The 12175-nt window shown below is 66.2% G+C and carries 17 protein-coding genes; all 17 read right to left on the reverse strand.

All coding sequences use genetic code 11. From position 1 onward, the window contains the following. Window positions 1–154: 154 nt before the first annotated feature. The 17 genes from GCU69_RS12850 to GCU69_RS12930 all read right to left on the reverse strand — a co-directional run bounded on the left by GCU69_RS12850 (window position 155) and on the right by GCU69_RS12930 (window position 12143). Window positions 155–982: a DUF2637 domain-containing protein gene (locus GCU69_RS12850; protein WP_156206099.1), complete on the reverse strand. Its 828-nt coding sequence runs from the start codon at window positions 980–982 to the stop codon at window positions 155–157. A 33-nt stretch (window positions 983–1015) separates the two neighbouring features. Further along, window positions 1016–1291 (reverse strand): hypothetical protein, encoded by a 276-nt coding sequence (locus GCU69_RS12855; protein WP_156206100.1) that lies wholly within the window; start codon window positions 1289–1291, stop codon window positions 1016–1018. Further along, on the reverse strand, window positions 1281–1526 hold the full coding sequence (locus GCU69_RS12860) for a hypothetical protein (RefSeq protein ID WP_156206101.1): 246 nt from the start codon (window positions 1524–1526) through the stop codon (window positions 1281–1283). Before GCU69_RS12860 ends, GCU69_RS12855 begins: the two co-directional genes overlap by 11 nt. Next, entirely contained in the window at window positions 1519–2133 is a 615-nt protein-coding gene (locus GCU69_RS33645; protein WP_235978442.1) for a DNA cytosine methyltransferase, read from the reverse strand. Before GCU69_RS33645 ends, GCU69_RS12860 begins: the two co-directional genes overlap by 8 nt. After that, window positions 2072–2572, reverse strand: a complete 501-nt coding sequence (locus GCU69_RS12870; protein ID WP_156206102.1) for a DNA cytosine methyltransferase — start codon at window positions 2570–2572, stop codon at window positions 2072–2074. The genes GCU69_RS33645 and GCU69_RS12870 overlap by 62 nt, the downstream gene beginning before the upstream one ends. After that, on the reverse strand, window positions 2559–2765 hold the full coding sequence (locus GCU69_RS12875) for a hypothetical protein (RefSeq protein ID WP_156206103.1): 207 nt from the start codon (window positions 2763–2765) through the stop codon (window positions 2559–2561). The genes GCU69_RS12870 and GCU69_RS12875 overlap by 14 nt, the downstream gene beginning before the upstream one ends. Continuing rightward, window positions 2766–3095: a hypothetical protein gene (locus tag GCU69_RS12880; protein ID WP_156206104.1), complete on the reverse strand. Its 330-nt coding sequence runs from the start codon at window positions 3093–3095 to the stop codon at window positions 2766–2768. It abuts the gene before it with no gap. Window positions 3096–3189: 94 nt separating this feature from the next. After that, on the reverse strand, window positions 3190–3642 hold the full coding sequence (locus tag GCU69_RS12885) for a DUF1918 domain-containing protein (protein ID WP_156206105.1): 453 nt from the start codon (window positions 3640–3642) through the stop codon (window positions 3190–3192). After that, a complete protein-coding gene (locus GCU69_RS12890) occupies window positions 3639–3806 on the reverse strand; it encodes a hypothetical protein (RefSeq protein WP_156206106.1) in 168 nt (55 codons plus the stop codon). The genes GCU69_RS12885 and GCU69_RS12890 overlap by 4 nt, the downstream gene beginning before the upstream one ends. A 55-nt stretch (window positions 3807–3861) precedes the next feature. Continuing rightward, window positions 3862–4299, reverse strand: a complete 438-nt coding sequence (locus tag GCU69_RS12895) for a GIY-YIG nuclease family protein (protein ID WP_156206107.1) — start codon at window positions 4297–4299, stop codon at window positions 3862–3864. Between the two features lie 399 nt (window positions 4300–4698). Next, entirely contained in the window at window positions 4699–5856 is a 1158-nt protein-coding gene (locus GCU69_RS12900; RefSeq protein WP_156206108.1) for a sigma-70 family RNA polymerase sigma factor, read from the reverse strand. Between the two features lie 285 nt (window positions 5857–6141). Next, window positions 6142–8088 (reverse strand): DNA polymerase, encoded by a 1947-nt coding sequence (locus tag GCU69_RS12905; protein ID WP_156206109.1) that lies wholly within the window; start codon window positions 8086–8088, stop codon window positions 6142–6144. 83 nt (window positions 8089–8171) lie between these two features. Continuing rightward, window positions 8172–10583 (reverse strand): phage/plasmid primase, P4 family, encoded by a 2412-nt coding sequence (locus tag GCU69_RS12910; RefSeq protein WP_156206110.1) that lies wholly within the window; start codon window positions 10581–10583, stop codon window positions 8172–8174. 122 nt (window positions 10584–10705) lie between these two features. Further along, window positions 10706–11089 carry an HNH endonuclease gene (locus tag GCU69_RS12915; protein WP_156206111.1) on the reverse strand — a complete coding sequence of 128 codons (384 nt, stop codon included), beginning with the start codon at window positions 11087–11089 and terminating at the stop codon, window positions 10706–10708. 44 nt (window positions 11090–11133) lie between these two features. Continuing rightward, complete coding sequence (locus GCU69_RS12920) at window positions 11134–11319, reverse strand: hypothetical protein (protein WP_156206112.1); 186 nt, start codon at window positions 11317–11319, stop codon at window positions 11134–11136. A gap of 12 nt (window positions 11320–11331) precedes the next feature. Then, window positions 11332–11856, reverse strand: a complete 525-nt coding sequence (locus GCU69_RS12925) for a hypothetical protein (protein WP_156206113.1) — start codon at window positions 11854–11856, stop codon at window positions 11332–11334. Beyond that, entirely contained in the window at window positions 11856–12143 is a 288-nt protein-coding gene (locus GCU69_RS12930; RefSeq protein WP_156206114.1) for a hypothetical protein, read from the reverse strand. The genes GCU69_RS12925 and GCU69_RS12930 overlap by 1 nt, the downstream gene beginning before the upstream one ends. Window positions 12144–12175: the final 32 nt, after the last annotated feature.

Raw genomic sequence — 12175 nt, forward strand, 5'->3', positions numbered from 1 at the left:
GCAGCGCAGCGAAGCACTCCTCGCAGTGGACGTTGAACCGGTTGGTCTGAGTCTCGCAGCAAGGGCACATGGTGTTCTCTCTTCCGCTCGGTGTTCCTTCAGCGTAGACCTCACGAATCGTGAAGTCAACATCCGGACACAGCGGAGCGTCCGCTTACTTGCTGTCCGCTGTCCGCAGCTTGTCCGCGTACCGCTGTCCGGTCCGAGCGGCCACGTCGAAGTAGTCCGCCAGTGTCCGGCCGGTGACCTCTGCTCCGCTGTCCGCGATGTCCGCCGCTGCCGCCTTGATGTCCGCCAGCGAGGGGGTGCGCTTGCGCGGTGTCCGGACACTGTCCGTGGGCTTCACCTGCGCGTTGTCCGCGGACTGTCCGTCGTCCTCGATCATGTGCACCTCTGTCCGGACAGGCGAAGCCATGTCCGCCATGGCCCGGTTGATCGTGTCCGCCGACGTGACTGTCTGTCCGGCGTATGCAGACAGTGTCCGCCGCTCCCGGACACCCGCGGCCGTACCCGCCGGCAGGTCGTGGATTAGGTCCATGCGCGTGTCCGCAATCCTTTGGGCTAAGCCCGTGCCCACCGCCTCCGTCCGCAGCAGCCGCGCCACCAGGTCCGAGCCGAAGAAGATCGCGCCAACCGGCAGTGCCGTCGCCAGCAGGACCAGCGGCCAGGCGAGGCCCACCGTGCCCTCCGGCTGATGCAGCTCCGGCATGATGCCGTGCAGGTGGTTCAGCCCCAGGGACGCCAGCGTGTAGGCGCCCAGCACGCGGAATGCCAGCTTCCGGGCACTCCCGTCCAGCACCATGCCGGCGACCAGGGCGACCGCCATGAGGCCGTCAACCACCAGCGGATAAAGGATCGCAGCCTGCGCGTCCGCGCCGATGGCGGTTGCTACGTCGCGCAGCGCGTTCCACGACACCCGGAAGGCCATAACAACGATCAGGCCCAGCGCCAGCAGAAGAGTGATCTTGGCCTTGCGGTTCATGTTGACCTCCCGTTTCGTGAACTCAACGTACCGCTACTCGGGCGCAGCCGCAAGACGCGCGTGCAGACGGGCGATCAGCGTTTCGCCGATCAACCCGTCCTCGCCGTTCGTGTCGATGTCAAACGAGACGATGTCCTCTGCGCTGACGCGCTCGCCGTGCCCGAACCAGTCGAAAAGATCGTCCTCGTCCACTTCGAGGAACAGGGCCACCGCATACTGCGGGAAGAGGATGGCGCTGCCGGTCTCCGCGAGCAGGATGATGATTGCGCCCAGGTGCGTACGCAGATTCTCCGCGTCGTCATTCGGCATAGTGGTCTCCCGCCAGTTGGCGCGCTGCGCGCAGTGCCTTGCTGTTCTCGTAGCGGATCGACGCCTCCGCCTTGCCTGCGCGAAGCGCCGCGTCCGGCGAGCTGAAGTCCTCGACGCACAGCCAGACATCGGCCAAGCGACGGGAGCCGATCAGTCGGCGCTTGCGGAGCTGGACGACCATAACGGTTCCGCCGAGGCGGAAAGAGACGCGGTAGAAGTGGCCGTGCTCAAGCATCGAGCAGCCTCCTGTACGCCTCGTATGCCTGCTGTGGGACGACGCCGTTGCCGATGGCGTGAAGCTGGTCCGCTCGGCTGAGCCCCGGCGTAGCCGTCACCCACCCGTCCGGGAGTCCCATCAGCCACTCAGCGAACCGGGCCGTAAGGCGACGACCACCACGCGGACCGGTCTCTGTCGGTATGGGCGCAGCCCTGCCCATCCATGCCTCTTGCCGCCGAATGGCAGGCTCGTACTTGCCCCAATCCTGAACCAGATCAGCATCCGGATCCGGCAGGGTGGTGACTGCCGTGCGCAGGTTCATCCCGCCTTTGCGATGCGGACTTGTGCCCGGCCCTCCCGTGCCGTCCGATGTGGTCGGGGTGGGCAAGAGGTAGACCACCTCGTCATCCAAGGTGGGCCCGTGCCCTCCGGCCTTTCGCTTGTCCGGGTGCTGAGCCGCGCCGTTGCGGCCGAGCTGTGCCGTGGGAGTCTTGAACAACAGCACCACTTCGCTCAGTGGGCGACTGTTCTTGCCGTGCTGGTTCGACGCCCCCGATTTCCAGTCACGCGCCGTGGGCGTGGGAAGGAGTTGCAAGTCCGAACCACCGGTTCCGGTGGTGCGCACCCCCCACGTCGGACGCTCGAAGAGTTGTCCAGCGCAGGTCATACCCGATTTCGGCCAGGTCTGCGGCGACAACGTCGAGCCCGCGGGTTCGGAGGACTGCGACGTTTTCCAGGAAGAGGTAGCGCGGTCGAAGTACCCGAGTAGCTTTGGCGACGTGCTTCCAGACTCCCGAGCGCTTCCCATGGATGCCAACCCTTCGTCCCGCGTTGCTGATGTCCTGACAGGGGAACCCCGCTGTGATGACGTCCGCCTGGCCGTCCAGTTCAGACCAGTCGTAATCCGTGATGTCCCCGATGTTCTCTGCACCGGGGAACCTCTCCTCAAGGATCTTGCACGCGTGCTTGGTGACCTCCGCAACGTGCGTCACCTTGTCGCCTACGAGCGGTTCCACGGCCAGGCCAATGCCCCCGTAGCCGGCGCACAGTTCAAGAATTGCCATCGCCGCAACCCCCACACTCGTAGCTGTCGACTTCGCTCACCAGCTCGCCCAGCAGGCCGCGCGCGTCGTCCTCGGGCATCTCAACGGTGCACACCGTGCGTCCCGCCGCGCCCCGCGTGTGCAGCAGGAAGACGTGCCCGGCGCGTTCAAGATCCACCGTGCCGCCGTCGTATGTGGAACTGCGAAGCTCCATTCAGACCAGCCCCGCAATGGCGTCGCCCCAGGTCTCGCCGTCGTCCTGTCGAATCTGCGCACGGTTGAGGCAACCCGCGGTCACGTCGCTGACGCTCAGCAGGTCACGAGCCACGTGGAGCGCCTTGTCTCCCTCGCGCTCCCGCAGCACGTCCAGCGGCACGCCGAGCCGGTGCAGTACGTGACCCACCAGGCAGCTCGGAGCGCCGTTGTTGACGTACTGGCAGCTGCCGTCCTCGTCCTGCTCGTCGTACACGTACTCCGGCCGTTCCAGCGCAACGGTGCGCAGCACGCTCCGCACCTGCTCGTCGCTGACGTTGATCTTGTCCATGGCAGCTCCCTCTTCTCGATTTCGTGAACGTGCGTGCTCCCGGTGGCCTACGACGGCCGTATCCCTGGTACAGATCCGGGAGCTGAGCTGACGCTCAGATGCGCTCTACGGCGCTGACCCACCAGGCCGCCCCGTCGATGTCGTCGCGCACCAGGTACGGCATGTCGGGGTCCGCTGCGTCGATCTCCACCAGCACACCGGTCCGGCCTGGTACGAGCGCCGACGTCTCCGGAACCCGGACCCGGTCGCCAACAGCCAGGGGCGCAGCCCGCTCCGCATCCAGCGCAACCAGCACCATGTGCGCCAGCGTTTCCGCGTGACCCCGGGCGTACAGGGTGTTTGCAACGAGCACGTCAGCCACGGTCTTGACCCGCGGGTCAGCGGCGCGCAGTTCGTCAGCGTCCACCGCGAACACGCCTCCGCCTTGCGTCCAACGCACCATGTACCGATCAGCACCGCTCGCCTCGCTGTACTCCGGCCCGTGCAGAATCTCAACTGCGCCATGCGCACCGACTTCGGCGATGTCGCCTCGCTTGAAAGTGGTCACTTCGTACCCTCCTGCGCCAGCGCCTCCGCTTCACTGCGCGTGGCCTTCACGGTCGCCGTGCTCTCGCCGTTCGCGTTCCGCAGGTGCATGTCCACCCGGTTGCCGCCCAGCGGCGTGATCGTGAGCTGCTGTCCGTCCCGCAGCTTGTAGGTTGTAGGGCGCATGGCGCCACCTCCCGAAATCGAGGACTGCTCTGTTGGCTGATAGGGGGATCGGCGGTTAGGCGCGCAGCGCGCCGTCCGCGATGTCCAGCACGGTGGCGAGGACCCTCGCCGGGTAGTACTCGCGGCCTCGGACAGGGGTTTCGCCGGCGTCGCGCAGAGCGTTGATGATGCGTCGCTCAAGGTCGGGCGCGGCCGTGCCGGGCATGTCGGTGTGCAGGCGGATCACGTCCGTCAGGCCGTCAGCGGCGTGGGTGCGCAGGCGCGGTCGCGGATCGCCGGACGTTATGCCGAACTTGACGGTGTTGGTGTCGGGATCGCGGACTACGTAGAAGGCATCCCAGGTCTGACCCGCGCAGTAGCGGCAGATGCCCTTGCCCCTCTGGACGCTGTTCGGTCGTGTCGTCGTCTCATGACCCTCCGCACAGCGGACCCGGTGAGGGGTGGGGCTGCCCAACCACATCTGCTCAAGGACTGTTCCGCCCAACTCCGTCACGCGCCGGATGAACTCTCGGTGTGCGGTCTCGGAGCCGGTGGCGCAGATGCGGCAGATGCCCCGGCCCTTTTGGACGCTGGTCGGGCGGGGCGTCGTCTCGTGGCCATTAGCGCAACGGACCCGATGGGGGGGTGCGGTTGCCCAGCCACTCCGATTCCAGGACCGTCCCGCCCAGTTCCCCCACGCGACCCAGGAACGCCCACCAGGCGTAATAGGGGTCATTCCCGGCGCACGCGCGGCAGATGCCTTGGCCCTGCTGGACCCTGTTCGGACGCGGACGTGCCAGATGCCCAACGCGACAGCGCACCAGCATCGGCGTCCTGTGGCCCTTCCACCCACTCGTAATGACCGTCCCGCCCTGCGCCTCAACAGCGGCGCGGAACGCGGCCTCTGCCGCCTTCACAGCGCACCGCGCACGCGCACGAAGCGGAGACCGATGAACCGCGCGAACTCGTTGATGTGCTCCCGCCGCCAGTCCTCCGACGTGCTGCGCAGGTAGAGCGCCGTGCGCGTGTCGGTGTCCGCGAGCCAGGCGACCCGGCGGGAGGACGGCACTTCCAGCCCGAGGGCGACGAAGTCGAACCAGTCCTGCTGCTGCTCCGCGGTCAGCTCGTGCAGCTCTTGCGCCATGGCCAGGCCGTGAACGCCCTCGCTGCTGTCAGTCGGCTCCGCGGCTTCAGCGGAGGAGGGGGTGGCCTGCTGAGCTTCCCTTTCGGCAACGGCAGTTGCCACGCGCTCGTGTACGCCGGCGGTAGCGTCGAGTGCGTCTGCGACGTCGCCGTATGTCGCTTCCCAGCGCTTGGCGAACATCTCCCGCCCCTGCCGGCGCCAGCCCTTAACCTGTGACTTGGTGCGCGCGGCGAGGTCTTCGGCAATCGAAGCGTCATCCGTGTAGACGCCACAGCCGATGCCGAAGTCAGCGCGCAGGACGGCCGCCTGCGACGGATTCAGGGTGTTCAGCACGGAGTGCACCCGCTGCGTCGTCTGCTTCCGCCGGTAGGCCGCCCGGTCCTCCGACGTCACGTAGTCAGCCGGAACGCCTGCGCTGTCAGCGATGACGTCCAGCAGCGTGCCGCCATCCTCCGTAGTGGGTGCGTCCAGCCGGGCGTAGCCTCCGGTTGCCAGGCGCGCGGCGTACGCGTTCTCGGGAGAGAGCGAACCGACAGCCTGCATCGCCTCCGAGTCCTGTGCGAGAAGCTCGGCCGCAGCCGCATCGCCCTCGCACTGCCGGAGTGCGTGCGCGAAACGCTTGGCAGTCGCCACGCTGACCCCGGGATACCGATCGGCCGCCACGCTGTTGGACACGGCGCCGGCAATGGTCTTCTTCAGCCAGCGGACCAACGTGCCCACGGTCGCGCCGCGGAACTTCGGCAGGTCAGCGAGCACCTGAACGATCGCGTCCTGCGCCAGGTCCTCGGCCAACTGCGTGTGCCCGTGCGCGTAGCTGCGACCTGCTGCTTCCGCGAACGGCTGCACGTGCTCGATGATCTTGGCGACTGCGTACGCCTTACCGGCCACCGCATCGTTGACCGTGCCTATGCTGATGTCCCACGACATGTCTGCTCCCGCTGCTCGATGTGCTCGAAAGGGGGCGCAGCGGTTACAGGCATGGCGAAGCCGGAGGCACACCAGCCAGCGGGAGGGTCCCGTGAAACCGTGGGGGGACGCTGCTGGCCGGTGCGCATCCGGCGTAGTTCAAGGGTGGACCTCACGAAACGTGAAGTCAACTCCTGAGACTCAAGCGAACCACGCAGTTCGCGTGGGGCGCCAGGGATTGGGCCGCGTTCAGCCCATGTGTGACCCCGGGATCATCCGCGGGTAGGACGGTTGTGGCGCGGGACGTTACGAAGCGCCCATCAGCTCGGCGATCAGCTCCGGACGCTCGCGGAACAGCGGATCGGACTGGGCCAACAGCCCGCGGTCAGGCTTGCCCTTCTTGGTCTTCATGTACAGCGATCCCCAAGACCGTCCGCCGATCTCCGGTTCAGCGTCGATGGGTACGCCGAACAGGTTCATGGTCATGCAGCGCTTGAACTCTGCCGCGATCTCCCGCGCATCCCCCCGCGGCACGCTGGCCAAGATCTCGTCGTGAACCGGCAGCCGCATGTACGGCAGCAGGCCGGCAGCCTCGCAGTTGTCCATGGCCTGACCGAGCACGTCCCGAGCGGTCGACTGGACCTTGTAGTTGACGACGGCGTACGCCCGCGAGCGATCCAGCGGCAGACGCCGACCCGTCGCTGACCGCGTCACGTAGCCGTCCCACCGTGCCTCGCGCTGCCAGCGGTTCGACGCCTGCCGGATCTCCGGGTAGGCCCGGTCGTAGGCGGCCATGGTTTCGCGGATCTGGGCAATCGGCGCGCCCGTCTGCTTGCTGGCAGTTTCCGCTCCGCTGCCGTAGACCTTGCCCAGCCCCACGACCTTGGCAATCTTGCGCTGTGCCTTGGTGAACCCCGGCCCGAAGACGAGTCGCGCGGTGAAATCGTGCAGATCCTCGCCTGCTGCAATTGCCGTCTTCATACGCGACACGTCCGCCATGCCCGCCAGCACGCGCAGTTCGATCGCGCTGAAGTCAATCGACACCATCACGTGACCCGGCTCCGCCAGCAGACAGCGGCGGATCGTCCAGTCGCCCGACGGCAGGGTTTGCAGCGCCGGACCAGTGACCGACATGCGCCCCGTTCGCGCTTCCAACGTGTTGATGTTGGGGTGAATCCGACCGTCCGCATCAACGTCGCCAAGGAACTGATCCACGTAGCCGGTGTTCCACTTTCCCGCCCGCTGAGCGCGGAGAATCGCGTTCGCCAGCGGGTTGGACTTGCGCGCGCCGATGGGCTCCCAGTCCCGGTCAAGGTCCGCCATGGGCAGCAGTACGTCCTTGGCCACGGAGGGCTTACCGGTGTCGGTCTTCTCGGACCAGACCTCGCCCATGCCGCGAAGCGCTTCGATGATCTGATTGTTGCTGTTGACGTTCTCCACGCCGTAGCGCGCGGCGATCTCGCCGTACTTCGCTTGTTCCTCTTCGAGCTGCCCGCCCAGCTCCGCTGTCCAGTCGGGGTCAACGATCATCCCGGCGCGAGCCATGATGGCGCACTGGCGGGACTTGTTGTGCTCGTACGGGATGAGCGCCTGGCGCACGCCGAGCCGCCTCATTTCGCGCTCATGCGCGGTGATCAGCCGGGAGCCAAGGATCACGTCCAACATGGAGTACACGACGTAGATCGGGTGGTCCCACGGGATCAGGTCCCAGCCCACGGGATTCTTCTTCGTGTGACCGACCTTGAGCCCCTTGAAGACGGCGGTAAGTCCCTCTTGTGTGTCCGGCGCAGCCGGGTCGATGAACTTCGCGGACTGTGCCTTGAGCCCGGACCCGATGCCGCCGGCGTGAGCCTCGCGCGGATCGATCTGCTTCGCCGTGATCATGGTGTCTTCGGTCTTCGGGCAGAACTCTTCCAGCGGGATGCTGAGATGACGGTCGACCGCCAACCCGTCATGCATCAGCACGTTGTGCCCGACCAGCGAGGGCAGGATGCGGAGCGCGTCAGCCGCTGCCTGGCGGAAGGCGGGACCGAGTTCCACGGGGACTACCCACGCTTCAGTCTCCGTACCGAACTGACAAAGGCGCAGGTAGTCCGGCCTGGTGAAGATCTTCAGCCCGCGGCCCTCGGTGTCGAATGCGACGCGACCGCGCTGCCGTCGGACCCACTCCATGAACGGACGCAGATCCTCCGGCCGCTCACACAGCCACCCGGCCCACGGCACACCGCCGAGCGATCCTCGGTACTCACGCATGCTGTCCCCTCCCGAGACACGGAAGCGGGCACCGCCGTTCACGAAATCGTGAAGAGCAATGCCCGCTGATGTGTGGTTGCTGATCAGTTGTCGCTGAAGATCCCCGGCCCCGCCGGCTCGTGTGAAGCCACCTCGCGCAGCCCGTAGAAGGTCATCCCGGCAGACCCCTTGCGCCGCTGACAGCCGCGCTCGTCCATCGCGCGGTAGAGCGTCGTCCGCTTCCAGACCTCTGCCTTGGACAACCCCTCTTCGTCACTCCACGCCACGTACGCCCGGTACAGATCGGAACCAAGGATCGTGTCTGCGTCGTCGCCCGTGATCTCGATGACGTCTCCGATGAACCCGTTCAGCGCGTCGGACGTCTCCTTGTAGTCCGCGGTCGCCTGGCGGATCAGCTCCGGATCATCGAGCCCCTGCCGGAACCACTGCTGCGCTCCGCGGACGGCCCACGCGATGATGCCGGCCCGTTCGCTGAGAAGCTTCGTGTCAAGGTGGTAGTCCCGCTCGTGCTTGGCGAAGTACCGCGCGAACGGCACCAGCTTGACCCGGCGCCACAGCCCTTCATCCTGGCCGCGGAAAGACGGCTTGTGGTTCGTGGACAGGATAATTTGGAACGTCGGCCGGAACTCGAAGAACTCCTGACGGAGAAACCGGGCAGACATCTTGTCCTTGCCCGTCATGCGCTTGATCAGCGCCTCGGACATGGGCTTGTTGCTCTCGCCCTCGGCAGCCATGACGAGCCGTGCCCCGCGCAGCCGAGCCACGTCATTGGGCACCCCGCCCGACTGCTTGGCCTCGAACGTCTCATAAGGCGCAGTAGTAGTGATCTCCTTGAACACCTCGGTCAGCGTGTCCGTGAATACCGACTTTCCGTTCGCGCCCTTACCGTGCAGCACGGTGAAACACTGCTCCGACGTGTGCCCGGTGATCCCGTATCCGGTGAGCCGCTGAAGGTAGTCCACCATTTCCGGGTGGCCCGGCATGATCTCGGCGAGGAACTGTTCCCAGCGCGGAGCGCGAGCCTCCGGATCGTAGTCGGCGTCGAGCATCACGGTCAGCATGTCGCCCTTGTCGTGCGGGCGCAGCTCTCCGGATTCCAGATCCACCGTGCCATTTCGGAAGCACAGCAGTTCCGGCCGCGCATCGAACTCGTCCGGATCAACGTACACGGAGGGGACCGAGCGCAGTTCCGTCAGCAGGTTGTCAATCCGCGTGGTGGAGTTGAACCCCTTCGCCGCTTCGCTGTCGCCCGAGAGCATCAGCGCCGCGCCCATGCGATGGATCTCCTGCCGCACACGGACGTCACTGCGCTGCCAGATCCGGCCGTCGAACACGTAGAAGCCGAGGCCGGGCGCGTACTTGACCCTGCCGTCCGTCCACGCCACCAGCGCGTAGGCGTTGAGAACGTCACTCGCGCTACCGTATTGCTTCACGAGATCAGCGAGGACGGCAGCCGCCTCATGCCCGTGATCAGCGGTGACAGGCTCCGCACCCGTGCGCCGCGAAACCTCCGCGCTGGGCTCGTTGCGCGGTCTGCCGATCGGCGCTGCGTGCTTCACGGCCTGATGGAACCGGTAGTCGAACGCGTCCGGATCAATCTCGCGCCAGCGCGTCAGGTCCGCGCCGTCGTGCGGAATGCGCAGCTCATAGACCGCGATGCCGTGCTCGGCCAGGCCGTCGGCAAGGGCCCTGTTGAACCTCTTGCCGGCTGCGTCGTTGTCGCCGGCTGCAATGACCTGCTGACCGCGCAGGCCGGAGGCGAGTTCCGCCAGCAGCTCGGGTGAACCCGCCAACGCGGCACCGCGGATGACAACTGCGTCATAGCCCAGCGCAACGGCTGTGAGCCCATCTCCGGGCCCCTCGGACACGACAGTCGCCCCGTAGCCACCCTGCCCGCGGAACACGCCGTAGGCCGCCCAGCGGTGCCCCTGCGGGTTCGTCAGCGACACCCAGCGGTGCGAGCACTCGCCGCTGAGATCACGGCCTTGCAAGCCCTTCGGGCGACCCGCGAAATCGTTCAGCGGCACGACCAGTCGCGGGTACTTCGTGTACGTCCTTGACGCGTGCTTGAACCCGTAGCCATCACAGTCGTCATATCCGAGGCCGAGCGCGTTGCCCAGCTCAAGGCTGACGCCGAAGCGCTTCAGCGCGTACTCATGCGCAGCGGGGGAGTGCACGAACTCCTCTCCCGCTGAGTCAAGGTACGACGCCAGCGCAGCAATGTGGGAGCCGCCGACAATCGCCGGCTTCTCGCTGGGTATGGTCGGCACGTCGCCTTCGACGTCGAACATGTCGCGCCACTCCAATCCCATCGCGCTAACGACGTCGTCGGCCGCGCAGCCGGCCCGGCAGGTAAGGCGGACCTTGCGGTTCTCGCCAACCCAGACACGAAGAGAGGGACGGGAATCCGCGTGCGCTGGGCAAGCCGCCGTGAATCCCCCGTCCGTCGATTCGCTCACCGAGTCCAGCCGAGAAAGGATCTCGGTGAACTGCATGGGGCCCCCTTAGCTCAGTGTCCGGTTGTGGAGTTCAGTGACGTGCTCGGCTATGTCCTCGGAGAGGAAGTCACAGATCCTGTCGTTCGGCTGAGCCCGCCACTTCTCGAATAGAGGCTCTGTCATGGCCCCTCCTCCCTGTTCACAACGCCCGGAAAAGTCAGGCACCACTGCCACGGGAGCAGGGCCCCCTTGCTGAGGTTGCACGGCGCACACGCCGGCAGAATGTTGTGCTCTGCATCGGCGCCACCGCGCGACAGCGGCGTGAAATGGTCAAGGTGCTCGGCGCGATCGTCGCAATAGGCGCACTTGTGCCCCCACCGGTTCATGATCTCCGTGCGCGAATACGGCTCGTGCTCTGCGCCGTAGTGCTCGACCCGCCGGCGCTGTGTCAGCTCGTGCCGCTTGTCGGTGTCCAGTCGGGCGTAATAGGTGCGCCTGTGCCGCGCCGCAGCATTCCGGCGACAGCCGGAACACCAGGACGATTCCTTGTTGCCGGTCTTCATGAACTCGTCTATCGGCCGTCGGCGCCCGCAGTTGGCACAGTTCTTCATGCCTGACATGCCCGGTTGCGCAGCCGCTCGACGTGGGAAGCAGCGCGGTCGGGGCTTCGATGCCTGCCGAACGGTACGGCCTTGTCGTTTACCACGTCCCACACGACGTACATCGGGTAGTCCATGCCGTACGACTTGGCCAAATCGCTTGGCTCTTGCGCACGGATCTCGTAATCACCCATCCCGACCCCTCCCTAGAACTGCCCCGCTATGCGCACATCCCGCAGCAGGCGAGCGAAGTCGTCCAGCGTTAGCGAGACGTACCACTTCGCCGTATCGATCCCGCGGACGGCAAAGGCCGCGCCGTAGGCGTATGCCGCTTCGCGACTTTCCGCACCGAGGATCATCCGAAGCCGAGTCCACTGGCGGACCGTCATCGCTACGCGACTCTGCCGAACGTTCGCGCGCCGCGTCTTGTGCACAGCGACCGAGAACGGGAATCCGGCGAACCGCGCTTGCCGGCCGGCTGCGCCGATCCATTTCGGCGTGCTCGGCTTCGCCACGTCCTTGCATTGCAGCACGAACGGCCAGGCGTGAATGTCGCCCACGTCGTGCTGCCGTTCCTGGTTCGGCCGGCGCACGTTGAAGCGGTCGACCGGATTGCGGAACGGGGTATCGCACTCCCGCCAATTCTCGCGGTACCGGCCTGTTGTCTCATTCAGGTAGTCCCGGACCGCGACTTCGAACCGGGACCCCTTCGCCGCGTTGTGAATGGACATCAGCGGCGCAGCCTCGCAATCGCAGCGCGAGCGCGCAGCATGATCTGCCGGTTGATCTCGGCGGATTCGCCAACGCTGTCGCGGTAGGCGTACTCGGCGTCATCCGCCAGGACTTCGAGAACACCGGCGATGATCGTTTCCGTCTCGGCGTTGACCGGCGTCAGCGGGCCGAAGTCGTCGTCAAGCTCGGCGTAGCATTCGGCGATCGGGCCGCCCGGCGTGCACGCATAGCTGCCGTCAGCGCGCTCGGTCCAAACGTCGCCCTCGTAATCGCGAAACTGCTTCATGCGGCTACCTCCCCTGCCTTACGGCGTACGCC

Origin of the sequence: Streptomyces lycii (genome assembly GCF_009735685.1) — a bacterium.
GTDB classification, from domain to species: Bacteria; Actinomycetota; Actinomycetes; order Streptomycetales; family Streptomycetaceae; genus Streptomyces; species Streptomyces lycii.

Excerpts from the sequence above, each read along its gene's own strand:
- GCU69_RS12915 (WP_156206111.1), bottom strand. The coding sequence starts at position 11,089 with ATGAAGACCGGCAACAAGGAATCGTCCTGGTGTTCCGGCTGTCGCCGG.
- GCU69_RS12890 (WP_156206106.1), bottom strand. The coding sequence starts at position 3,806 with ATGCGCCCTACAACCTACAAGCTGCGGGACGGACAGCAGCTCACGATC.
- GCU69_RS12900 (WP_156206108.1), bottom strand. The coding sequence starts at position 5,856 with ATGTCGTGGGACATCAGCATAGGCACGGTCAACGATGCGGTGGCCGGT.
- GCU69_RS12925 (WP_156206113.1), bottom strand. The coding sequence starts at position 11,856 with ATGTCCATTCACAACGCGGCGAAGGGGTCCCGGTTCGAAGTCGCGGTC.
- GCU69_RS12850 (WP_156206099.1), bottom strand. The coding sequence starts at position 982 with ATGAACCGCAAGGCCAAGATCACTCTTCTGCTGGCGCTGGGCCTGATC.
- GCU69_RS12905 (WP_156206109.1), bottom strand. The coding sequence starts at position 8,088 with ATGCGTGAGTACCGAGGATCGCTCGGCGGTGTGCCGTGGGCCGGGTGG.
- GCU69_RS12870 (WP_156206102.1), bottom strand. The coding sequence starts at position 2,572 with ATGGCAATTCTTGAACTGTGCGCCGGCTACGGGGGCATTGGCCTGGCC.
- GCU69_RS12855 (WP_156206100.1), bottom strand. The coding sequence starts at position 1,291 with ATGCCGAATGACGACGCGGAGAATCTGCGTACGCACCTGGGCGCAATC.
- GCU69_RS12910 (WP_156206110.1), bottom strand. The coding sequence starts at position 10,583 with ATGCAGTTCACCGAGATCCTTTCTCGGCTGGACTCGGTGAGCGAATCG.
- GCU69_RS12860 (WP_156206101.1), bottom strand. The coding sequence starts at position 1,526 with ATGCTTGAGCACGGCCACTTCTACCGCGTCTCTTTCCGCCTCGGCGGA.
- GCU69_RS12875 (WP_156206103.1), bottom strand. The coding sequence starts at position 2,765 with ATGGAGCTTCGCAGTTCCACATACGACGGCGGCACGGTGGATCTTGAA.
- GCU69_RS12880 (WP_156206104.1), bottom strand. The coding sequence starts at position 3,095 with ATGGACAAGATCAACGTCAGCGACGAGCAGGTGCGGAGCGTGCTGCGC.
- GCU69_RS12920 (WP_156206112.1), bottom strand. The coding sequence starts at position 11,319 with ATGGGTGATTACGAGATCCGTGCGCAAGAGCCAAGCGATTTGGCCAAG.
- GCU69_RS12930 (WP_156206114.1), bottom strand. The coding sequence starts at position 12,143 with ATGAAGCAGTTTCGCGATTACGAGGGCGACGTTTGGACCGAGCGCGCT.